This window comes from Virgibacillus sp. SK37, assembly GCF_000725285.1.
Classification (GTDB): Bacteria; Bacillota; Bacilli; order Bacillales; family Amphibacillaceae; genus Virgibacillus_Q.
On record NZ_CP007161.1, the window covers coordinates 2,860,699 to 2,883,280 of the forward strand.

The window sequence follows — 22,582 nt, forward strand, 5'->3', positions numbered from 1 at the left end:
GGAAACAATATGCTGATTTTAGATTGCCAAGCACCCTACATTCATTCGTTCAAGTTAGTTTTCAGTTGCATTACTTAGTCTGCATACCATTCCCTCACCTTTTGGTCGTTCGGGAGTAGAAAGGTCAATATCCCTAAAAGCGGGAAAAGAGAGATTGCTATCATTGTTGGGGTTAAGCCAACCCAATCGATTAGAGATCCAAGTGCTACCGAACCAATGGCTCCCATACCAAATGCTAAACCAACGATTAACCCTGACATCATACCAATTTTCCCAGGCACCAATTCCTGTGCATATACAACGGTAACAGAGAAACTGGACATAATAATAATCCCTAATAATCCAAGCAATATAATAGAAATAATAGGACCGGCATAAGGTAAAGCAATAGCAAGAGGGACTGCTGCCAAGAAAGACAATAAGATAACATTCCTCTTCCCAAATCGATCGGCAAATGGCCCCCCTAAAAAGGTTCCCACTGCACCCATAATCAGAAACGTAAAAATATAAATTTGGGATTTTGCGATAGATAGCCCATAGTTTTCAATAGCATAAAAAGCATAGAAATTAGAAATAGCGCTTGTATACCATGTGCGAGCAAAAACCAGAAATACAAGGACAATTAAGGCATGCCGGATAGCAATAGAAGTCTTCTTGGAAGAACCGTCCTGCCTCTCCTTCTTTTTTGGAGCAGTGAAAACATGCATTTGTGCAGCATACCATCTCGCAATATGTATTAACAGGAAAACAGCAATCCCCGCTATGAGAGTGAACCAAATAGCGCCGAACTGTCCCAACGGCACAAGAACCAAGGCGGTTATAACAGGTGCCAGAGCCTGACCTGAATTTCCACCGACTTGATATATCGATTGTGCCAAACCTCTACGTGGTCCAGCAGCAAGATAGGCAACCCGGGACCCTTCAGGATGAAAGATAGCAGACCCTAAGCCAATAAATAATACACTAATTAATATTAATCCAAAATTTGGGGCAAGTGCCAACCCAGCCATTCCGAACATGCTGCTGGCAAGACCTATCGGTAAAGCATATGGACGTGGCTGTTTATCTGCATACATGCCTATTACTGGTTGCATGACAGAGGAAACCATATTTAAAGAAAAAGCAATAAAGCCTAACTGCGTAAATGTAAGGCCCATCGATTTCTCCAGTATAGGGAACATCGCTGGGATGACCGCTTGGAGCGTATCATTGAGTAAATGGCATGTTCCTATAATAAATAAAATTGGGTAGACTGTTTTATTCGTTAGTTGATTAGCAATTGTATTTCCCATCTTATTCCCCGTTCTATCAATTTCTTATTTTCGTTACATTATAGCATGTGTTTTAGGAAAAGAAAGTTAAGTATATAGAGATGAGCTACAAACTGTTTAGCTAATACGGGATGGGAATCGGGTCAGCATTTACTCACACAGCAATATAGTTCTCCAAGCTTTTGCTGACATAGAACCTGAAAGCGCGAAAATCTTTCCATGTCGAGGATTGATCATATGATAGACATTCACAGGCATTGTCATAGCTTTAATGTCCGTCATTCGTTCTATGATAGACATTCAAGAGCAGTTTCATAGCTTTAATGTCCGTCATCCCCTCTATGATAGACATTCAAGAGCAGTTTCATAGCTTTAATGTCCGTCATCCGCTTTATGATAGAGATTAACGAGCGTTTTTCTGGCTCCAATGTCCATCATTCATTTTTTAATAGTGCTAAAAAAAATAAAAGCGGAAGCAAGTGCTTTTCCGCTTTTATTCTTACATAATCAATAATATCCTTTTCCATAACCTGGATATCCCCCATAGCCAGGGTACCCACCATAATTACCTGAATAGCCATAACCTGGACCACCTGGATAGTAAGGACCATAACCATAACCAGGACCATACCCGCCATAGCCAGGCGAATAACCATATCCATAGTAACCTGGTCCATGATGAAACAGTTCTCCTCCTAAATAACCGAGACCAGCACCAATTAATCCAGCAGTAAGTGGAGTGAGACCGCCATAACCTGGACCGATAATTCTAGGATCGTTATGCTCGAACCCAGGTCCTCTGCTTCCATTGAAGTACATGCTCATTCTCCTTTATATACGACATTGCTTTAGCCTATGTTTTTAATTAAAAATTGACTAGGCAACTGTCCTTAATAAGGAATTTTATTGAAAGAATGCATATTCATTTTAGGGGCGTTATCGACTTTTGGAGGATAGTGCGACTTTATCTCGTGAAAAAACGTAGTAATACACCCAAATAACAGGTACATTACTACGCTTTTTCAACCTTCTATTAAATAAGCTTCTAATACAAACCGTTCCGGTGCTGCCCCAATATAATGAAATGGATAACAGGTGCTCACTGTTAAGGTAGCACGTGGTTTGGGTACAATTACTGTTCGGTCATCCGCATCCACAATTCTCGTTTTTCTCACCTTGTACGTAAATTTCCCTGCGGAAGTGGTAACAATCAATTCATCATTTACCCCCACTTCTCCAAGACGACGGAATACGGTGTCCCGATGTCCGGATAATACCGAGTTATCAGCTTCACCAGGGAGTACACTGCCGGCGAAATGGCCAACTCCCTTTTCAAGTTCATCCTCATTTGTTCCATGATATATCGGTAATCTTGAATTTAGTTTAGGTATATATAATTCGCCGATTTCCTCACCCTCGGAAGGTTCTTTGGAGTATAATTGTTCTCTATCTTTCTTTTGCTTATCTACTAAAGCATCCTGCTGTATTTCCGGCTTAGTTGGTTGTTCTCCACCAAGGGCATATCCTTTCATGAAACTCCAACCATTTAATAGAGTAAAAATAACTCCAATTCCAACTACTAATGCAGTGAGTATAAGCAGCGTATTTCTCTTCTTTTTACTCACTTGCACCCTTCCTAATCCTGCGTAAGCATAGTACTCCTACCAATGCTACGATCAACCAGCCTATACTTTTAGTACCATAATCGGTTGCAGTGGCTGGAAGTTTAGCGCCTTTCACAGTAGAAGTAGTTGCTGACGAATTAATTTTCTTCACAGGGGTACTTAAGGTTTGTTCCCTTTTTGGCAACCCATTGTTAAGTTTCCCACCAACATCATGCAAGGTACCAGACTCAACCATTTCCCCTGTTATAATTAAATCAGCTAGAAATTTACCTTGAAGATTATAAATGCTTATTTTTAAATCGGCATTAACAAGATCTTCCATCTTAAATAAATCATTTAGTGACAACGATGTTTCTTTTCCGGATTGGAGAAGCGTGTATTCTATTTTGACTTGAAAGATAGATACAAGTTCTTTGTAAATAGACAGTAATTCTATCGCTTGCTCTGCAGTAATTTCCGTTGCTGTATCAAATTCCTCAAACTCCATCAACCGGTATGATAAGTCGAATAATCTGTTTATTGTCTCTTCCTTAACCAGTTCTTCTTCAATAGAGTAAAAGTGATTTTTCAGGTTTTCCAGTTCATCGGCAGAAAGTCCATATCCCTCCATAAGCTGAGCAAGCTCTTCTGCTAATCCTACCTCATCTATATAATCCAAATCATTCATTAAATCATCAATAAAAATATAATCATTTATATCCTGATCATTTTCTTTTAATAGCTGCACTAACTGCTGTTCATTTAGATCATACATGTCATATATCCAATCCAAATTACTCAAGTCCTTACGTATTACTTCACCTAAATACTCACTTACACGCTCAACGGTTTTAAAATTTTCAAGGGATTCTTCATAAATAGCTAAAGAAGCAATTATATGATCTCTTGTCACATTAAAACCTCTAACCCTACTTATCCCTTTTAGCCAAACATCCAGATTTTGATCAAATTCGGGATCTCGGACTACCTTTTCTTCCAGATAAAAAGCAATACTCTCGTATAAATCATCTATAAATATATAGTCCTCTAGCAATTCACCATGCTCTTGAAGAAGTGATACGATCTCCTCGTGTGTTAGACCAAATTCATCATACAGTTCTTGAATGTTACTGCTATCAGATTTAATGACTTCTCCTAAGAAACCCTTCAATTCATTTATATCTTCAAAATCACCCAGAGCCATCTCATAGAGCGTTAACGAATACTCTAAATCATCTTTGGTGACGGTCTGACCTCTTTTCTTACTGACTTCTTTTAGATACGTTTCAATATCTCTTTCAAATTGCTTATCTACCTTTGCCGCCGTTAAACTCGGCATACTAACAACCAACAACAAAAATACAATAATGATTGCTGTCCATTTTTTCAACTTGTTCTCCTCATTTCACTAAAATTGCGAATCTTATTAAAAGGATTATATCCATTATTTTCTTTTCTGGCAATCTTTATTTTTGGACATTGCTATTAAAGGTAGATTTACCCAAATAACTAATAGTGCAGTTTAATTTTTAATCTATTTCTATTTTCAATAAATCTATTGACAAAAAAGCTGGCTTTCGTATAAAGTTTAATTGTAAACTTAAATTAAAAAAAGGTAAACAATAGAGAGGAGAATTACATAGTGTCTGATTCAAGTTTAAAACTCAGAATGATGATTGTGACAGCTTTATTTGCTGCAATTATCGGCGTGTTAGCACAATTAACCATTCCCTTACCACTTGTACCAATCACTGGGCAAACACTTGCAATTGGCTTAGCCGCTACTATTTTAGGATCACGTTACGGAACTTTATCCATTCTTTTATATTTAGCTCTTGGAGCAATCGGAGTTCCTGTTTTTGCACAAATGTCCGCAGGGTTGGGCGTTTTATTTGGACCTACAGGAGGGTATTTATTCAGTTTTATTCCTACTGCTTTGTTCATTGGTTTTTATCTGGAGAAAACAAGCTTCAACATCACAAATGCAATTATTGCCAATATCATAGGGATGTTTATTTCTTTACTGCTTGGAACGGTGTGGTTGAAATTTATAGCCGAACTTTCCTGGGGAGCTGCCTTTGCAAGTGGAGTTGCACCATTTCTCATTGTAGGTGTCATTAAAGCTGTGCTGGCAGCATGGATTGGCATTATGGTCAGACAACGGCTTGCCTCAGCAAATTTGTTATATGCTTAAACTTTCAATAAATACAAAAAGTTAACAAAGCTAAATCCAGTCTAAGTAATAGAAAATGGACAGCACTTTTCAATACGTGCTGTCCATTTTTTTCTTATCCTTCTAACTAAAATGTATCTAGATTAGACAAGTTATTCTCCTTCACCCCATCAGGTTCACTGCGAATAATATCCCTGCCATATTTATGAAAGACATCAACATGTGCAAGCTTACCTGCTTTTGCTTCGTCAAGTGCAGTCAAGTAATCCAGTTGTCTGCCGCTCTCCGTTTTAAAAGCAATAATGTCGCCATCCTCGTTTTTTCGAACAGCAATAATTTTCTCCTGATCACTTGCAGCCTGATTTGTATCCTGTTCTCCTTGACCTTCTCCCATACTTCTGTATTTTTCATATATTTGTTCAAAATTATTATCCAACAAGCTCCCTCCTAAACAGAGGTAGTTTATCCTTGATGGCTGCTTAGTATGTATGGGATAGTGTAGGTTTCCATACAATAAAGCTTTATTTACTTAGACTTTTTATTTTAAATCCTACACACACTATATCCTTTTGTAATGTTGGATTTCACTAAACAAAATTCGCTACACTTCCATCTCCAAATCTTCCACACGATCTTCTAAATAATCCACATCTTTTCGTGCATTAAATCTTTCCGCCTTTTCCACTTTTACAGCAATACTGTATTGAGGTATCCCAGATGGCCCATCATACACTCCTTTTGGAATGAGGAAATTCCCTTCTGGAAAATGCAGTCCTACATTGCCTTCCGTTATATCTGCAACGTGTGCCTTTCCCTGGAACACGCCATGCTGGTTATACAACACAATTGCTTCTCCATTCGTAATATCCAGTTCTTTTGCATTTGTTGGATTAATTAATACATCGTAACGGCCTGCTTCATTAAATGGGTCTGTGTCTTTATATACCATCGAATTAAATTGTTTACCACGTCGGGTCGTAATATAAAAGGTGCCTTCCGGTTTATCAAGGCGTGGTATATCGATGGCGATAAGGTTTCCTTTTCCATCCGGTGTCGGACACACGCCACCTTCACAGAGCCAAGCACCACCCCATTGGAAGACATCTCCCTGCTTTTTCAAATGCTGGATTCCATCATAATCCCTGTTTGCGACTGCGATTTCATCACGGATGGACTGCCCATCTTTGAAATCTACAAGTTGCGCTGTTTCTGGCTTGACTCGTCTTGCTAGATCAATATATATTTTCCATTCCGCACGAGCTTCCTTTACTTCTTGTTTATTCCCTTCAATCTCTGGGGAAAAATAGACCATTCTTTCTGTAGATGTGGAGGTTCCCCCACCCTCCTGTTCGTAGCGCGTTTTAGCAGGAAGAACAATAACCGCTTCCTTTGCTTCCACTAATGTAGACGTATTAAAGATAATATCCTGATGAACACGAATGTCCAGGCTGGTCAGTGCCTTTTCAACAAAATCGGGGTTTGGCATTGTCTCCAGGAAATTTCCACCACTCATATAATATAATTTCAGTTTACGCTCATGATCATCCGGTAATGCGGCATTCTCAAGTGTTACTCCAACAATGTCTCCCTGCCATTTTGGAAGTTCAAAGTCCCAAACGTTTTCGATACGTTTTACATTTTCCTTATCCCATCCTCCACCAGGGAGAACAAACGGATCAGCACCCATTTCACCAGATCCTTGTACACTGGAATGTCCTCGAAATGGCATCAAGCCGGAATATTTACGACCTAAATGGCCTCTTAAAAGTGCTAAATTTGCAACCTGGGAAATGTTATCCGTAGCAAAGGAGTGCATTGTTAGACCTAATGCCCATGCATAAACAGCATTTTTACTTTTGGCTAATAGCTCTGCCAATTCAATAATCCTAGCTTTCTCCACTCCAGAGGAATCGACGATAGCTTCCCATGTTTGCTCCTCCACTTTCGCTCGTAATTCTTCATATCCATTTACATGTTCTTCTACAAATGCATGATTAATGGCACTATGTGATTCGCGCTCTTCCATTTCGAACCAATGCTTCATTATTCCATGCATAAAAGCAATATCTCCGCCAATGTTCACTTGATAGAAATCGTCCGCAAGTTTGGTTCCGAAAAGAGCAGATTCTACATTGGATGGCACCCAGTACTTATCCATTGCAGGCTCTTTGTATGGGTTGACTACAATGATCTTGGTGCCTTTCTTTTTTGCTGCCAACATATATTTCGTAGATACTGGCGAACTATTGGAAGCAACAGATCCCCAGAATAAAAGAACATCTGTACCAATCCAGTCCTGATAGTTTGCGCTGCTCGCCCCGATCCCCACGGACCGCTTTAATGCCGTCTTGGAAGGTGAGTGGCAGATCCTCGAGGCATTATCAATATGATTTGTGCCTAGAAAACGAGCAACCTTTCCAGCAACATAGTAAGACTCATTGGTTATTCCCCTGGAAGTTAAATAAAAAGCATATTGTTTCGGGTCCAGCTTTTTCATTTTTTCAGCAATCAAATCCATTGCTTCATCCCAGCTTATGCGGGAAAATTTAGTTTCCCCTTTTCGGCGGATAAGCGGGTATGGGATACGACCCAATCCACGTAATTCTTTGCTACTATACTTTTTCAGTTCCTTAATATCGGCATGTACTACTTCTTCCTTCATCGCAGGCATTGTACTTAACCGGAGCACATTCAGCCTAGTTGTGCATAGATGCGGTCCTTGTAGTGTCTGATCCTGTAGGCCTGAAACACCTAACGCACAGCCATCGCAAACTCCTTTTGTTAAAATATTTTTGGCATAATTTAAATTATCCTTGTTCTCCCACATAATCTTCATGGTGTCCCGGATGTGCTTTGGTTTTACTTTTCCCAACCCGAACGGTATTGGACTTACCCAATGCTCTGGTGCTGGTTTTTTAGAAATTTTTATTGGCCCCTGATGTTGTGTCTTTCCCATATTACCACTCCCTTTTATTTTCCATAAAAAAACCACCGCAAATTAATTCGCACGGTACACATCCATGGAAATCATTTAAACGGTGGTTAAGCCTTAAGCAGGATCGCTACCAAGTACCAAAACCATTAATTATTAAATTTCTCTTCAATATTATCATTAAATATAAAAATTGACATACCAAAATCACGATCAATATCAATATCAACAAATAAATCAACAAATTGGCAATCCAGAAATGCTTCCATCGCTTCTGGTGGATTTTTTCGGTACATTTCCTTCACCATTTCGGTTCTAGCTGCACGTAGTACCTGCTTCCCTTCATTGGCACCAGCGATAAACTTTTCTACAGGTGAAAGATTGCCTTCCATCTCACAGATCGCCCAATTTTTACAAAAAGTTGTTGTCACCTTGCTCGGACCTTTTCCCATATGTTTTTTTCGAAAAGCACGAACAAGATTGCTGAATTCTGCTTCATATTTATTCATGTTATCCCCCTGCAATCCATTCAACTGCATATACCTATATAGTATCATATCTTTTTAGCAAGATGAATAGGGATTATGCAATCATACATGTACAGAGTTGTACTATGGAGGGAATTTTCTGTCTTGGATAATTGTTTCCCGGCTAAATTTACTTACTTGTTTCCAAGGTAGGAATCGAAGTTATTCCCTTTTAAAAAACCATTTACTTTCCGGTCTTTGCCGTGGTGTAAGATTCATAATAAAGTAGCCGATTATTAGTAGCAAGATTACAATGGAATAATACATCGTACTAAGAGCATTATCATGTTCCACAATAATCAGGCGGATCATTGCTGTTATACCTATATATAGAAAATAACGAAGCGGAAAATGATAATTTTCTTTAAAATATTTTACAATCATAGCTACAAATTCGAAATATAAAAAGAATATTAGGATACTGGCCAGATAGATTTGATAGTCCGTAGTTTCATTTTCTACCAGGATCCGACTGAACAAGAATAGCTCTTTTATCATTAGAAAACATAAGATGATTGCCAGAAACACTAAAACGACATTCAACGTAACTTGAAGCAAATATGGAAAAAAATACAGAAAAAATGCGTACCCCTTTTTTAATGTTTGCATAGTGTGAACAGCCCCCGTTTAATAGGAATAAGTAATTCTATACAAAGCGTAGCACACAAAAAGGGTACTTCACGTTAATCAACGAAATCTTAACAAAAACTTTTCAAACTCAAAGGGGGCGTTGAGAAAGTTAATGTTTTCACTGTATGATTATCCTTAATGGGTAGAATAATTAACACTAATGAAATTCTTATCCGAGATAATCTATTCTATTCAGCAGGCTTGTGTATAATGCACCCGCCCTTATGCTTTATTTGATATTACCGTCGTAAGCTCCTGCTTTTTAAGAATTTCAATAAAATAACTCAATTGTTTTTTCGTTCGGTTCCAAACATCCTCATCAATAATTGGGTTATCTTTTTGCTTATCTATCTGACTATCAAGCAAGTAAATACCTTTTAGCGTCTGTCCTTTCAATGTAGCGAGTAATGGCTTCAATGTATATTCGAGAGCAAGCATATGTGACGGACTCCCTCCTGTCATTAGCGGAAGGGCCGGTTTATGCTGTAATATGTCCTGTGGTAAAATATCGAGTAATGCTTTTAACACCCCCGAATATGCAGCTTTATACACAGGTGAACCTACAATGACACCACTTGCATGATTTAACGTATTAGCAACTTGTTGAACTGAAGGACTATCATAGTTTCCTTGAAACAAGTCATCTGAAGGAATATCCCTTATGGAAATATGCCTAATGGTGAAATGCTCCCTCTCCAGCAATTCTCCTAAATACTTTAATACTCTATCCGATCTGGAAGACAAAGAAGGACTTCCAGAAATAATAACAACTTCACTCATGTGATCATCCCCCTTTTTTGTTTTTCATGATACAGCATTTATCTTACCTTGCCCCTTTTCTCTAAACAAAACGACTATTTAAAATACCACTTCCAAAGCGAAAAAACGACAACAATCAGAAAAAAGATAAAACCATATAACCAGATAGAAAGCATTGGATTCACAAAAATTTTTTTCACCCTCTTCAATTAACTTTTAGTTGTTTACGTGCTTCTACATGTTTTGAGTCTTTTCTGAGAACAGCTGACAGAATAACAATGGTTCCAATTCCTATAAAGGTGGCGATAGCTCCTGCTGTCATCGTACTTGGCACAAGACCACTAAAATATAGCACCAAATAAGACAACAAACCAGTAACCATTGATAGCTCAGCCGCTCGTTTGGAAGCTTTCTTTTTTCCGTAAACTGCATATAGAATTGGCCCCATCGTACCTGCTGCCACACCAGAAATACCAATCCACATGACATCTCCCATATAAACTGGGGGACGGAGTACAATTAAAAATGCAGTAAGGCCGACAAATGGCACAGAAAGACGACTAATTCGCAGTGCAATCTTTTCTGCCTTTTGATGAGTGACACGAATAATACCTTTTTTAACCAGAACCTTCAGAAAAATATCATTGGCAAAGACAGTGGAAATTGAGACAAATAAACCATCTGTTGTAGACATTGCTGCAGCGAGAATAACTACACCAATTATTGCCACAACTACTGCTGGAAAGGCCCAAACCGCGTATTCCATTAATGCTAAATCTGCCTCTGCCACTCCATTCCCCAAGGCTACCCGGCTGTAAATCCCACCAAACAACACGACAAGGGAAAACGCTGTAGCGATCAGGTATGTCAAAATCATTTTACCGATATCCTTTTCATTTTTTAACCCAAGAACTTTATTGAATAGATGTGGAGCGGAGGCGAATGCCCATTGAATTACAATTGCACCCACAACGACAGCACCGGAATAAAAGTGTGCGGATTCCGGGTTAAATACATCGACCAAATTAGTTTCTTGACTAGCAAGTCGATTCGTAATGCCCGTAAAGGTTGCTGTAATGCTTCCTTTCCAAAAAAGAACGATACCGGAAATAAAGATAAATGTACCGGCAATCCCCATCATAATCGACTGAACAGCATCTGTGTAAATATCTGCAAACGCCCCACCTGCAAAGACATAAAGTACGACAATGGTGGTGATTAGCAAAAGACCACCAGTATAAGACATCCCTAGAAGATATTCAAAAATACGTGCACCTGCAACAAATTGGGCGGCAATATAAAAGATATTGAAAAGCAAAATAATACCACTGCCGACTCGTAAAATATCACTTTTATAAAAGTCGCCAAGCCAATCTGGTAGAGAAAGAGATTTTTGGCCCGTATTTAACTTTCTTACACGCTTTGCTACCATTAGTACACCAATTGGTCCACCACCAATAATTGCTAGTAAGAGCCAAAGGTTGGAATAACCCCAGGCATGTGACCAGCCTGGATAACCAAGGAACGTTGCAGCACTCAAGTATGTTGCCGAAAAAGAAAGACCAAGCACATAAGGGCCAAGACTCCCTCCACCAATAGCAAAATCACTTACATTTTTTGTTTTTCTTGCACTTATTAAACTGAGGACAAACATGATGGCAAGAAACGCACCAAAGCCTATCCACGTATAGAGTGTAACTATACCCATCCTTAACCTCCTTCTTATTTTTATAGCATGTGAAGCATTTAGCTATTGAGTTGGTTGAATAATACCAAGCTTTCTTGCTGGGTGGTCTTCTGGAAGATGGCGTTTTCCTTTTCCAAACATATTTTCTCGAAGTGTTTCGCCCTCGTATTCCTTTCTGTAGATGCCTCGTTTTTGCAACTCCGGAATAACGTGATCTACAAATTCTGTAAACGTACCTGGAGAATAGGTTTGGGCAATATTAAACCCATCTGCATCTCCTTCATTTGCCCATTGTTCAATTTGATCAGCAATTTGCTCAGGGGTTCCAATAAATTTCACAGTACCATTTCCAAGTCCGTGATTTATAATTGCTTCACGTAACGTCCATTTCTTATTCGGATCCTTAGTATACATATCGAGATTTCCTTGAACCGCTTCGGTGTCCATATCCTTCAAATATTGGTCAGGATCATAGGCTGAAAAGTCAATTCCTGTGTGACCAGATAAAAGAGAGGCTGTTCCTTCATAGCTGACCTGGCTGGTTAGTTCCCGAAATTTGGCATTAGCTTCTTCCTCGGTTGAACCAATAATTGGGAGGATCATTGGGAATATAAGTACATGACGTGGATCTCGTCCTTGCTGCTGTGTACGTTTACGAATATCAGCGGTATAGCTTTTCAGTGCCTCCAATGAATGGTTCTTAGTAAAAACAGCTTCTGCATGCTTTGCGGCAAAGTCTCTTCCTTTCGGTGAAGCACCTGCCTGGAATAGTACAGGGGTCCGCTGCAGGGAAGGCTCCACCAAATGAGGACCAGGTACCCGGAAAAATTCACCCACATGATTAATGGCATGTACTTTGGCTGGATCTGCAAATGTATCGTTTTTTCTATCATATACCACTGCATCTACTTCCCAGCTATGCTCCCACAACTTATAGACAACTTCCAAAAACTCATCTGCACGATCATAACGGAGCTCTTTGGGTAGTCGACCGGAAAGTCCTAAATTAACTGCCTCACTCTCAAGATAGGAAGTGACTACATTCCAGGCAACTCTTCCTCCAGTTAAATGATCAAGTGTTGATAATTGCCTTGCCAGAGAATAGGGCTGGGCATAGGTTGTAGAAATAGTTGGTGCAAAACCTAAATATTTTGTTACAGCAGCCATTGCTGCAATGGGGATAACGGGATCATGGGCAGGTAACTGTACAGCATGTTTTACAGCTGCATCATGGCTGTCTCCATAAACACTATACGTTCCAAGCACATCTGCAATAAACAATGCATCGAACTTTCCCCGTTCCAATGTTTTTGCAGCATCTATCCAGTAAGCTAATTGGTTATGCTCAGTCCCGTGGTCCTCCTCATGCTTTCAAAGTCCTGTGGAATGTGGAGAGGGTGAATTTTGAATGAATCCATTAAAATGAATTTGCTTTTTCATGTAAACAAAACTCCTTTTTAAATTAGTTGACTGCAATAATAAAATAACTTTACCAATCGGTTTACTTGGTTTATTGAATAGACATGCCAATATAACTAAGCATTACTAAATTACTTGTGTGATGAATTGGCAACCAGTGATTTGGCCATCAACCATTTCTTGTTCAATTAGTAGTATCGTGTTGGCTAAGACCCTAGTGTCCTAAAAAAAGAACCTCTTCCCGATGAGGAAGAAGTTCTTTAATATATCCACCCATCTCATCTTTCAAGCTTTACGCTTGCTGGATTTAGCACCTTGTTACATGTAACGGTTGCTGCGGGATCACGGGACCAGGTTCCTCCCCCGACTCTAGATAAGAAATGACCTATTCAATTTTTAGATTGTATTTATCTTAACTATACAGCTGATTACTGTCAAGAGTGAATTTTATATTTTTTTAAAATATTACTTTATACCCAGCGTGTTGTTAATACCTTTTTTCTTGTATAGAATTCAAGGCCATCTTTTCCATTAGCATGGAGATCACCATAAAACGAATCCTTCCAGCCTGAAAATGGGAAGAAAGCCATTGGTGCAGGTACCCCAATATTTACGCCTAGCATCCCTGCATCAATCTTCTCACGAAATGTACGTACATGCCCACCATCTCTTGTAAAGAGGCAAGCACCATTTGCAAATCTTGATTTATTAGTTAAGTTAATAGCACTCTCCAAATCTTCCACTCTACTAATAGCCAATACTGGTGCAAAAATTTCATCCTGCCATATTTTCATCTCACTTGTTACATGATCAAAGATAGTTGGACCTACAAAATAGCCTTCGCGCTTCGTACTAGCATCCTCTCGACCATCTCGAATAAGTTCTGCGCCTTCCTTTTCTCCTGTTTCGATATATTGTAGAGTTCTCTGCTTATGTTGCTCTCTAATCACCGGACCCAGGAATACTTCTTCGTCTAATCCGTTTCCAATTTTAAGCTCATTCGCTTTATTCACAAGCTTTTCAATAAATTGATCTGCAATTTCCTCTTCAACAGCTACTACCGAACAAGCCATACATCGCTCTCCCGCTGAACCGAAGGCAGCAGAAATAATCTGCGTGGCTGCATTTTCCAAATCTGCATCCTTTAGTACGATAGAGTGATTCTTTGCTCCAGCAAGCGCTTGAACCCGTTTCAAGTTGCTGGTGCCTTTTTTGTATACATATTCCGCTACTGGTTGAGATCCTACAAAAGAGATTGCTGCGACATCTTTATGGTCCAATAAACCGTTAACTACATCATGGCCGCCATGGACAATATTAAACACACCTTCTGGAAGACCAGCTTCCTCAAGTAATTCAGCTAAACGATTTGCTAATAATGGCGTTCGTTCAGACGGTTTCAGTACAAACGTATTCCCTGTCACAATCGCCATTGGGAACATCCAGGCAGGTACCATCATTGGAAAGTTAAAGGGAGTAATCCCACCTATGACTCCAATCGGGTAACGATAGACACCAGATTCCAAATCCGTAGCTATCGAAGGAAGCTGTGACCCCATCATTAACGATGGTGCACCCGCTGCGTATTCTACACACTCAATTCCACGTTGTACTTCTCCATACGCTTCCTTCACACTTTTTCCATTTTCTATGGTAATTAGCTCGGCTAATTCGTCCCAGTTGTCTACAAGCAATTGTTGATATTTGAATAATATTCTTGCCCTTTTTGGTACAGCAATTTCCTTCCATGTTTGAAAAGCTTGGCTCGCTGTTTCAACTGCTTGGTCCACATCCTTCTGTGAAGAAATTGGTACATGTGCAATTACTTCACCCGTTGCTGGGTTATAAATTTCCGCCGTCCGGTCGCTGCTTCCTTCCACCCATTTACCGCCAATATAATTCTTTAGCACATCCACTTTCGTCTTCGTCATTTGCATCCCCTCCACTTAATAACTTATGTACAACCTCACTACCAAGATGGGTAGGAGGAAATAACCTTGAAATAGAAAAGCCTCTCCACATTTGATGGAGAGGCCCTAGAAAAACAATATCAGGTTACTCTCTCTCATCTTTCAAAACGAAACTGTTTTGCAGGATTTAGCACCTTTTTCTATAAACATAGAACGGGTTGCCGGGCTTCACAGGGCCTGTCCCTCAGCCTCTCTTGATAAGAGAATTATTAAAGATTGTTTAGTTAGTCAATTAACGGTATTGTAATAAAAGCATACAAACATGTCAATGGATAATCCGAAAAATATAAATATTCTTATTACTCTGAAAAAATTATATTCTAAGAGTTCAACCATTTTTATGGCAAAGCGGAGTTTGTACGTTATTTAATGGGTGCTTGCGCTTTTAAACTTTTTTATCCCCACACTTGCAGCTCATGATTCCAGTTCCCAAAAAACTCTTCCTCCATAATGATCGTCTCATAGAGCGGACGTAGGAAGATTCGTATTGTTGCCATAATGGATTTAAAATTGACAGTTTCTTCATAGCCATTTGCTTTTATAAAAGTTTCCCATTGTTTCTCTTTTTCAGATTCACTTGAAAATCCTTCAGTAAATAGTGGAAGCTCTTTAACTAAGTCTGTTCCTCTTTTTTGGAAGGTTTCACAAATCGCTTCTTGTAATACCCGTCCATCATAATTATATTCAAGTGCCAAGTGAAAAATTTTGTACAAATCATTCATCTTTGTGCGGTTGGAAACACATCTTTCCAACTTATCGGCAATCAGTGTTTCTGCCGGATATGTTGTTACTCTAATCGGTTTATTCGTCAATATCCCTTGATATAGCACGCTTTTCCGATTTGGTGTGAGAATGTCGCCAGTAAGTATAGTCATTTCCAAATGGTACTTAACTTTTCCAAGATATGCAGGGAGCAGAATATTTATCTCTTTTCCTTCCATGTCCCATTTTTCTGTCACTTCCATTTTATTATTATCAAAATAAACTTCGTCTTCTTTATTCAAAGGTGAACAGATTTTTCCAAAGACCTCTACAATGAAACCGATCCCATGGTTCGTAAAAGAAGATAATAGTTTTAGCTTCGTGCTTTGCTCTGTTGGTAATTTGGTATTATAAAAAAAGATAGGATCCTCTTTCAATACAAGACGGCCCCCGAACGGAGATGCAGCAAGACGATCCATGAATTTTTCCTGTAGGTATAAGCACATCACGGAGTCAAAGGTCCTTCCATTAATTTCAGCTACCAGTCTTAATTTTTCCTCTATCTGTATACTATTAGTTTCCCCCATAATAAATTCCCCTTTTTTCATATTCCTGGTCAAGTACCAGCATTTATCTACTTTATAGTTTAAATCAGGAGCCATGGAGATTTATACCGGCAATATTTAGTAACAAGCCAATTCAATAAAAATAAATAACTAGATAATGATCGAATAACCTTTGTTAAGTATGATAAATCGTTTTATCAAGCAATATATTCTACTTTATAACCAATTATTGGCTGAACGATTTCTTTTATTTAGATAAGGAAAAGTATTGCTTAACAGAGAAATGATTTCTTATTTTATAGAAAAGCATCCAATGTATAGGAGAGTAGAGGGCGGAAGGAAGGTGTAGGTAGAGAATAGTAAATTAAAAACATGCGTTTGAAAGAAAACAAAATTTACTCAGTTAAATATGCCCCTTTTCACGACAAAAGTTCTAGTTATATAGTAGTCCGAGTGTGGATTATTGTATAATTAGCTAATTTCGCCTTTCCACTACAATGACTGGGCCGCATAAGATATTGTAAGGATTCTGCTGGATAAGAAAGGAAGTGATTATAATTAATAAGGATAACAACCAGCATACGAGAACTGAGGCAGAGTTAAAAGAATTGAGGGAAAGGCTTAGCAATCTTGAGCAAGATAATGCCACTACTTCTGAAAAAAACATGTACTTGACATTTGAACAGCTGATCAGAGATAAGCAATTAATTACAAAGGCCGAGCTTAAACACTATGAAGAAAAAATGCATGCACTCTTGCAAGAAAGTCAGTTAAAATTAATCAAGTGGATCGTCGGTACCGGTATTAGTACTATTGGAGCAATCACAGCAATTATCGGTCTCTTCTATTAAGTAGTGTCCGTTATAAACCTAGCAGCCACATTCCTTTTCCACACATTAACAGCAGGATCCTCCTTTCCTTCTATTAAAATTTCTATTTACACTAATAGTTTTGAAGGTATACCAACTTATGGCGGTTCCTGTTTCCTATGTCCCCTCAGATAGGGTGGGATATTTTAGGCGCATTCATTTTAACATTGTAGTTTCATTGATATACTAGAATATAAGCAAATGTAAAGGAGAGGAACCCACATGAGCAAATCACTTTTAAAGCAGTTTGCGTTCACGAGAGACTCATTAATTAAAGAAATTAATAAGATTGATCCAGAAATTGCTGATGTACAACTCGACGGATATAACAACACCATTCATTGGCAAATTGGGCATATTCTTACAGTAGCTGAGCAATTTTTATTTGGTTTTCCACAGAAGGCCCAGCATTTACCGGGAAATTATGTTGAATTATTTGGCAACGGAACAAAGCCAGCCGACTGGCAAGGAGAGGTCCCATCTGTGGATAAGCTTACAAATGAGCTTCAAGAACAGGTCAAACGTGTAATGGAAATCCCGGAGGAACAATTTAATGTAAAGTTGGAAAAGCCCTTTTTAGGTCAGGAAACATTTGGTGGCCTCACAACACTTGCAACTTACCATGAAGCACAGCACACAGGGCAAATCCATGCATTGCGTCTGCTTGCTGAGCACACAAAATAAAAAATTAGACGAGTAGAAAGAGGAACGGAACATTTTTGTGGCCGTTCCTTTTTTTTGGAGAAAATAATATAGAGGAGCTTTTACGAAAGGCTGTGTCTCATTTGGATGTGGTTCTCTCTCCTATTTAAATATTTACTATAGTAAAGGTTGAGTATACAATTTTAATATAACTTCCTCTAAGTGGGAATATATTAAAGATAGAATTGGATGTGTAAGGAGAGAATCAATATGTACGAAAAAATACAAATGACGCTTGAATCTCTTGAAGATAGGCATCACATAAAAATACCTTACGCTTGCGAAGCGGGAAGCAGAGCATGGGGACTTGCCAATGAGAAAAGTGATTATGATGTTCGCTTTCTCTATGTCTATCCGAAGGTAGCCTATTTACGTATTGATCCAGTGGGTAACCGGGAATTTCCAGAGGTAATAGAAAAGCCCATAAGCGAGTCTTTGGATATAGGCGGCTGGGAGCTCACTAAAGCGCTGCGTTTATTCAGAAAATCCAATCCGTCCTTACTCGAGTGGATCAATTCACCTGTCGTTTATAAAAACGATGATTTTCTTATAAAACAAATGAAAGACATTCTCCCATCGGTTTTTAACACAAAAGCCTGTATCATGCACTATACAAAAATGGCGAAGGGCAATTTACACAGATACCAAAAGAATCTACACCCTAAAACTAAGGATGTACTTAACATAATTAAACCAATTGTTTCAGCAAAATGGATTGATAATTATCAAGAATTTCATCCAGTTAATTTTTCAATGATGGTGGAAGATTTTTATTCAGGAGAAATTAAGAATACCTATTTACAATTAGCTAAAGAGAAAAAGCTTGATCTGCAACTGACAATAGATACTAATCAGCTATTAAAACATGCAGCGACAGAAATTGCTGCACTGGAAACTTCTGCAAAGAAGCTTCAACCCGAGAAAATAGAAGAGACAAAAAAGTTGGACGAGTTATTCCGTAATTCTTTAGAAAGAACTTGGGGATAGGATACACTATTAATATTTAACTTTTTCCAGATATCTTCTAGTACCCAACGTATTTACGAATATGTTATAATTTACCCACATTAATCAGACAGGAGGTGAATACAGATTGTTCGAGTTAATTAATGATTTGTTTCTGGAAGCTTCGCCTATTTATATGTATGTGAGTATCATTGTGACTGTCTTCAGCACGTATCAGTTACTTCATTTAAACGCTAGATATTGGGGAGTAGATAATAACGTCTATACCCTTCAATTACATGCCAAGGAAGCAATTATTTTGCCAGCACAAAAGGTAAATCTAACAACAGAAGAAGAGAAGAATTGGATCTACCGAAAATATGTCCGTTGCACCAATCAGGATGATGAATCAGAACCGGTTTCCCCTCGTAGTTTAAATCCTAGACAACAATTACGAGGAGGAATTTTGTGGGACAATCTGTATTCACATTTATTAATAAACATAAGAAATTAATGCTTTTATCTTTACTTGTTTTAACTCTAAGCGGCTGCTCTGCTGCTACAAATGAGCCACTAAACCCGGATCAATTGGACGGTATGGAGTATTTAGTTTATCCATTTACATTGCTAATTAAATCCATTGCGAAGGTTTTCAATGACAATTATGGTTTTTCCATTATCTTGATTACATTAATTATTCGATTGTTACTTTTACCATTTATGGTTAAACAAATGAAATCGAGTATGGACATGAAGGATAAAATGGATCAAATGAAGCCTGACTTAGATGCATTAAAGGAGAAGTACAAAGATAAAAAAGACCAGGAATCCATGCAAGCACAGCAAAAAGAGATGATGGAGCTCTATCAAAAACATGGTACCAACCCTTTTGCTATGTTCGGAGGCTGCTTGCCATTATTGATTCAAATGCCAATATTACTTGGATTTTATTACGCTATCCGCAGAACGCCTGAAATTGCTACACATGACTTTTTATGGTTCAGTTTGGGGGGAACAGATATCGCCCTGACGTTGATTGCTGTTGTCATTTACTACTTCCAATTTAAGGTTTCTCAAATGGGGATGGATGAAAAACAAAAAAAGCAAATGGCTTTTATGGGGGTTCTATCGCCGATCATGATTGGTGTTTTCTCCATAAGCTCTCCAGCTGCCATTCCGCTATATTGGGCAACAGGCGGATTATTTTTAATGCTACAAACATGGCTTACAAAGAAAATATTATATGCAAAAAAAGAAACTACATCATAAACTCGTTGTTTCTCTCTATTAAAAAAGGCTGTCAGGGATTAAATCTCCTGGCAGCCTTTTTAATTTAATTAAGTTACCGTTGCTTTGTTAATAAAAGAAGTACATTGTATCTTGAGACAATTTTATTGGACAGTTTTAATGGTTCGTGGCTGCTTTTGTCCATTAGAGCTCTCCTATTGGACAGTTCTAATGACTTCTAGGCTCTTTTTGTCCATTACGGCTCTCCTATTGGACAGTTCTCATGACCCCGAGGTGGTTTTTTGTCCATTAGAGCTCTCCTATTGGACAGTTCTCATGTCCCCGAGCCTACTTTTGTTTATTAGAGCGCACAGAAAACTTGGAGCTTATTAACTTAGAATCCAGAAACCTCAAATTCACCTAAAACACTTGAGCAAGTGATTGAAAGATGGAACGGAATAGGTCACCTATCCAGGTGAAGATTTTAATAAACCAGTTTTTGTCATTATCTTCGTCCTTGTTTACTTCTTCGATAGCTGGTGAAGCACTATGCTCCTTTTTATTACTATCTTTACTCACACCGCTCTCTTTAATTTGTGACTCTTTTTCAGTTTTGTCTTTATCAGTTGATCCAGAAGCTGCTAAGCTATCTTCCTGTTTAGATTCTCGCTCTTTTTCACTAGTTCCACTGCTCTGTGCTGGGTTTGTATGCTCTGAATGCTCCTTACTAACAGGAGCTTCTTTTACTGGGGCAGGAATTGAAATACCAGGTTGCTTTCTTTCATCCTTATTCTCTTCATCAGCTGGAGGTGTTATATCCTTTTCTGGCGCTTTATTCTTTTGGTCTTGCTCATTTGATTCTTCTTCTTGCTCCTCTTTTACTGGTCTTTCCTGTTCAGATTTATCGCCATTGTCCTGTTGAGACTCTTCTTGTTTCTCGGAGATAATTAATCCAGACTTTTTCGTTGTTACAGTTTGTATAACACCTTTTGAGCGGTTACCATAAATATCTTCTGTATAAATAGCAACCTCATATGCTGTATTGGTTTCCAGCTCCGTAAATGTGTAGGAGGTTTCTTCCCCATTTACCTTTTCTGCAGCCAAACTATCATTCAAATAAATAATAGCTTTATCAAAATCTTCATCTTCTGGATTTCTCCATTGAATAGAGAATGCCTCGGGTCCCGTTTGATGAATCTGCAAGTCTGCTATTTCATCAGGAGCTGTAAAATCTGTTATATAACTGATGCGTCCAAAGCCAAATAATGGATCTCTTCCTACCTCACCTAAATCTTGTACGTAATCTGTTAAAGCTGCTCGTCGTTCTTCAGGACTTTTATCTGGTAACTTTTGCTGCAAAAGAGCAAGCATTCCGGTTATATGCGGACTCGCTTGGGAAGTACCACTTGCAATACCATAGTTTCCATCTAAATAGGTGCTAATAATATTCGTACCGGGCGCTGAAAATTCTACCTCAGGCCCAGTGGAGGCAAATGGGGCGGAATGAAACTGTTCATCTACTGCAGAAACAGCAATTACCCGATCATACTTGGCAGGATAGATTACCTTTCCATCACCTTCGCCATTTCCACTTGCTCCAACTACCAAGGTACCCGCATCATAAGCCTGCTTTATTATTTTTTCTAATGCGTCACTATGGAATTCAGTACCTAAGGATAGATTAATAATGTCCATTTCATGCTGAATAGACCATTCAATCGCTTTTAATAACGCATCCATATCTCCTTCACCATTACTATCCAAGGCCTTAACTGCATAAATAGATGCGTCTGGGGCAACACCGACAACACCAAAACCGTTCCTTTCTGCCCCGATGATACCAGCAACATGGGTTCCATGTCCGTTATCATCCTCCCATTTTTCCGTATAGTCCACAGTGGAAACACCTCCTGCAACTTGCAGGTCGTCATGTGGGGAAATACCTGTATCGATTACCGCAACTTTTACACCTTTACCGGTAAACCCTTCCTCCCATGCATACGAAAATCTGGATGAGCGAAGGTTCCATGTTTCCCCTTCTACTAACGTGTCCCCATTTTTTATCTCATTTATAGAGTTAGCGCTGTTGGATAGGGTAACTGGGACATTTTCTTCTATATATGTAATATGTTCATTTCCTTTATATATTTCAACATCATTTGCATCTATGCTCACAGCATAAGCAGATAAGCTTTTAAAGTGATTATCTATGCTTTTACTTTGTTTAACAATAAGCTGCTTTCCTACATCATCTTTATATCCAATAATTACATCTTTTGTGGAGGTCTCTACTCCTTGTGAAGTTACAGGCTGCCATAATATACATACCAAACCGGCAAACAGTAGAAAAATGATACGTTTAACATTCATTTATTCTATCTTCTCCTCTTAATCTATGATTGCTTACAATATAAATTTTATCAGTAGAATCGAAGTTTGTATGTAGGAAATAGAAACTATTTACAATTATTTGTAGAAATATATCAAAAAATAACGCATCTCAAAAGAAAATGACTTTATCCTTCTTTTTCCTCTCCAATTATGTATAATATTCTTACAACAGTTAAGGAGGAATTAACAATGCAAAAAAACTTCACAT

19 protein-coding genes, 1 pseudogene and 2 riboswitches are annotated in these 22,582 nt (G+C 38.5%); of the genes and pseudogenes, 6 read left to right on the forward strand and 14 right to left on the reverse strand.

The window, feature by feature from the left end; genetic code table 11:
* Positions 1 to 74 precede the first annotated feature (74 nt).
* The 4 genes from X953_RS14445 to X953_RS14460 all read right to left on the reverse strand — a co-directional run bounded on the left by X953_RS14445 (position 75) and on the right by X953_RS14460 (position 4,265).
* A complete protein-coding gene (locus X953_RS14445) occupies positions 75 to 1,292 on the reverse strand; it encodes an MFS transporter (RefSeq protein WP_052350147.1) in 1,218 nt (405 codons plus the stop codon).
* 486 nt (positions 1,293 to 1,778) lie between these two features.
* The gene (locus X953_RS14450) at positions 1,779 to 2,090 is read right to left on the reverse strand and encodes a hypothetical protein (protein WP_198023278.1); all 312 of its coding nucleotides are present in this window, start codon (positions 2,088 to 2,090) and stop codon (positions 1,779 to 1,781) included.
* A 203-nt stretch (positions 2,091 to 2,293) separates the two neighbouring features.
* A complete protein-coding gene (locus X953_RS14455; protein ID WP_040956218.1) occupies positions 2,294 to 2,896 on the reverse strand; it encodes a class D sortase in 603 nt (200 codons plus the stop codon).
* The gene (locus X953_RS14460; RefSeq protein ID WP_040956219.1) at positions 2,889 to 4,265 is read right to left on the reverse strand and encodes a processed acidic surface protein; all 1,377 of its coding nucleotides are present in this window, start codon (positions 4,263 to 4,265) and stop codon (positions 2,889 to 2,891) included. The genes X953_RS14455 and X953_RS14460 overlap by 8 nt, the downstream gene beginning before the upstream one ends.
* Before the next feature lie 252 nt (positions 4,266 to 4,517).
* Here X953_RS14460 and X953_RS14465 point away from each other — a divergent pair, with 252 nt between their 5' ends.
* A complete protein-coding gene (locus X953_RS14465) occupies positions 4,518 to 5,069 on the forward strand; it encodes a biotin transporter BioY (protein WP_040956220.1) in 552 nt (183 codons plus the stop codon).
* A 106-nt stretch (positions 5,070 to 5,175) separates the two neighbouring features.
* Here X953_RS14465 and X953_RS14470 read toward each other — a convergent pair whose 3' ends face one another.
* The 9 genes and pseudogenes from X953_RS14470 to X953_RS14510 form a co-directional block, all read right to left on the reverse strand.
* Positions 5,176 to 5,442, reverse strand: coding sequence for a DUF3892 domain-containing protein (locus X953_RS14470; protein ID WP_052350241.1), 267 nt, complete (start codon positions 5,440 to 5,442; stop codon positions 5,176 to 5,178).
* Between the two features lie 207 nt (positions 5,443 to 5,649).
* On the reverse strand, positions 5,650 to 8,004 hold the full coding sequence (locus X953_RS14475) for an FdhF/YdeP family oxidoreductase (protein WP_040956222.1): 2,355 nt from the start codon (positions 8,002 to 8,004) through the stop codon (positions 5,650 to 5,652).
* A 125-nt stretch (positions 8,005 to 8,129) separates the two neighbouring features.
* Complete coding sequence (locus X953_RS14480; RefSeq protein ID WP_040956223.1) at positions 8,130 to 8,489, reverse strand: DUF2294 domain-containing protein; 360 nt, start codon at positions 8,487 to 8,489, stop codon at positions 8,130 to 8,132.
* A 180-nt stretch (positions 8,490 to 8,669) separates the two neighbouring features.
* Positions 8,670 to 9,116 carry a phosphate-starvation-inducible protein PsiE gene (locus tag X953_RS14485; protein WP_040956224.1) on the reverse strand — a complete coding sequence of 149 codons (447 nt, stop codon included), beginning with the start codon at positions 9,114 to 9,116 and terminating at the stop codon, positions 8,670 to 8,672.
* A 243-nt stretch (positions 9,117 to 9,359) separates the two neighbouring features.
* A complete protein-coding gene (gene ssuE / locus X953_RS14490; protein WP_040956225.1) occupies positions 9,360 to 9,917 on the reverse strand; it encodes an NADPH-dependent FMN reductase in 558 nt (185 codons plus the stop codon).
* Positions 9,918 to 10,101: 184 nt separating this feature from the next.
* A complete protein-coding gene (locus tag X953_RS14495; RefSeq protein ID WP_040956226.1) occupies positions 10,102 to 11,604 on the reverse strand; it encodes a sodium:solute symporter in 1,503 nt (500 codons plus the stop codon).
* A gap of 42 nt (positions 11,605 to 11,646) precedes the next feature.
* Positions 11,647 to 13,023 (reverse strand): annotated as a pseudogene (locus tag X953_RS14500) (LLM class flavin-dependent oxidoreductase).
* 254 nt (positions 13,024 to 13,277) lie between these two features.
* Positions 13,278 to 13,382: riboswitch (SAM riboswitch) on the reverse strand.
* Between the two features lie 90 nt (positions 13,383 to 13,472).
* Positions 13,473 to 14,933: a CoA-acylating methylmalonate-semialdehyde dehydrogenase gene (locus tag X953_RS14505; protein ID WP_040956227.1), complete on the reverse strand. Its 1,461-nt coding sequence runs from the start codon at positions 14,931 to 14,933 to the stop codon at positions 13,473 to 13,475.
* Positions 14,934 to 15,064: 131 nt separating this feature from the next.
* A riboswitch (SAM riboswitch) is annotated at positions 15,065 to 15,176 on the reverse strand.
* A gap of 191 nt (positions 15,177 to 15,367) precedes the next feature.
* Positions 15,368 to 16,261, reverse strand: coding sequence for a nucleotidyl transferase AbiEii/AbiGii toxin family protein (locus X953_RS14510; protein ID WP_040956228.1), 894 nt, complete (start codon positions 16,259 to 16,261; stop codon positions 15,368 to 15,370).
* Between the two features lie 527 nt (positions 16,262 to 16,788).
* On the opposite strand from X953_RS14510, the gene X953_RS14515 reads away from it, so the two are divergent.
* The 5 genes from X953_RS14515 to yidC all read left to right on the forward strand — a co-directional run bounded on the left by X953_RS14515 (position 16,789) and on the right by yidC (position 20,025).
* A complete protein-coding gene (locus X953_RS14515) occupies positions 16,789 to 17,091 on the forward strand; it encodes a hypothetical protein (protein ID WP_040956229.1) in 303 nt (100 codons plus the stop codon).
* A gap of 240 nt (positions 17,092 to 17,331) precedes the next feature.
* Positions 17,332 to 17,793 (forward strand): DinB family protein, encoded by a 462-nt coding sequence (locus X953_RS14520; RefSeq protein WP_040956230.1) that lies wholly within the window; start codon positions 17,332 to 17,334, stop codon positions 17,791 to 17,793.
* A gap of 228 nt (positions 17,794 to 18,021) precedes the next feature.
* Entirely contained in the window at positions 18,022 to 18,798 is a 777-nt protein-coding gene (locus X953_RS14525) for a nucleotidyltransferase domain-containing protein (RefSeq protein WP_040956231.1), read from the forward strand.
* Positions 18,799 to 18,904: 106 nt separating this feature from the next.
* Positions 18,905 to 19,270: a hypothetical protein gene (locus X953_RS14530; protein ID WP_040956232.1), complete on the forward strand. Its 366-nt coding sequence runs from the start codon at positions 18,905 to 18,907 to the stop codon at positions 19,268 to 19,270.
* A complete protein-coding gene (gene yidC, locus X953_RS14535; protein WP_040956233.1) occupies positions 19,225 to 20,025 on the forward strand; it encodes a membrane protein insertase YidC in 801 nt (266 codons plus the stop codon). Before X953_RS14530 ends, yidC begins: the two co-directional genes overlap by 46 nt.
* Before the next feature lie 378 nt (positions 20,026 to 20,403).
* On the opposite strand, the gene X953_RS19185 is transcribed toward yidC, so the two are convergent.
* Complete coding sequence (locus tag X953_RS19185; RefSeq protein ID WP_052350148.1) at positions 20,404 to 22,353, reverse strand: S8 family serine peptidase; 1,950 nt, start codon at positions 22,351 to 22,353, stop codon at positions 20,404 to 20,406.
* Positions 22,354 to 22,582 lie beyond the last annotated feature (229 nt).

Bases quoted from the DNA above. Each gene is read 5' to 3' on its own strand.
- X953_RS14480 (WP_040956223.1), bottom strand. From the start codon at position 8,489: ATGAATAAATATGAAGCAGAATTCAGCAATCTTGTTCGTGCTTTTCGA.
- ssuE (WP_040956225.1), bottom strand. From the start codon at position 9,917: ATGAGTGAAGTTGTTATTATTTCTGGAAGTCCTTCTTTGTCTTCCAGA.
- X953_RS14470 (WP_052350241.1), bottom strand. From the start codon at position 5,442: ATGGGAGAAGGTCAAGGAGAACAGGATACAAATCAGGCTGCAAGTGAT.
- X953_RS14520 (WP_040956230.1), top strand. From the start codon at position 17,332: ATGAGCAAATCACTTTTAAAGCAGTTTGCGTTCACGAGAGACTCATTA.
- X953_RS14525 (WP_040956231.1), top strand. From the start codon at position 18,022: ATGTACGAAAAAATACAAATGACGCTTGAATCTCTTGAAGATAGGCAT.
- X953_RS14475 (WP_040956222.1), bottom strand. From the start codon at position 8,004: ATGGGAAAGACACAACATCAGGGGCCAATAAAAATTTCTAAAAAACCA.
- X953_RS14510 (WP_040956228.1), bottom strand. From the start codon at position 16,261: ATGGGGGAAACTAATAGTATACAGATAGAGGAAAAATTAAGACTGGTA.
- X953_RS14495 (WP_040956226.1), bottom strand. From the start codon at position 11,604: ATGGGTATAGTTACACTCTATACGTGGATAGGCTTTGGTGCGTTTCTT.
- X953_RS14485 (WP_040956224.1), bottom strand. From the start codon at position 9,116: ATGCAAACATTAAAAAAGGGGTACGCATTTTTTCTGTATTTTTTTCCA.
- X953_RS14445 (WP_052350147.1), bottom strand. From the start codon at position 1,292: ATGGGAAATACAATTGCTAATCAACTAACGAATAAAACAGTCTACCCA.
- X953_RS19185 (WP_052350148.1), bottom strand. From the start codon at position 22,353: ATGAATGTTAAACGTATCATTTTTCTACTGTTTGCCGGTTTGGTATGT.
- X953_RS14450 (WP_198023278.1), bottom strand. From the start codon at position 2,090: ATGTACTTCAATGGAAGCAGAGGACCTGGGTTCGAGCATAACGATCCT.
- X953_RS14505 (WP_040956227.1), bottom strand. From the start codon at position 14,933: ATGACGAAGACGAAAGTGGATGTGCTAAAGAATTATATTGGCGGTAAA.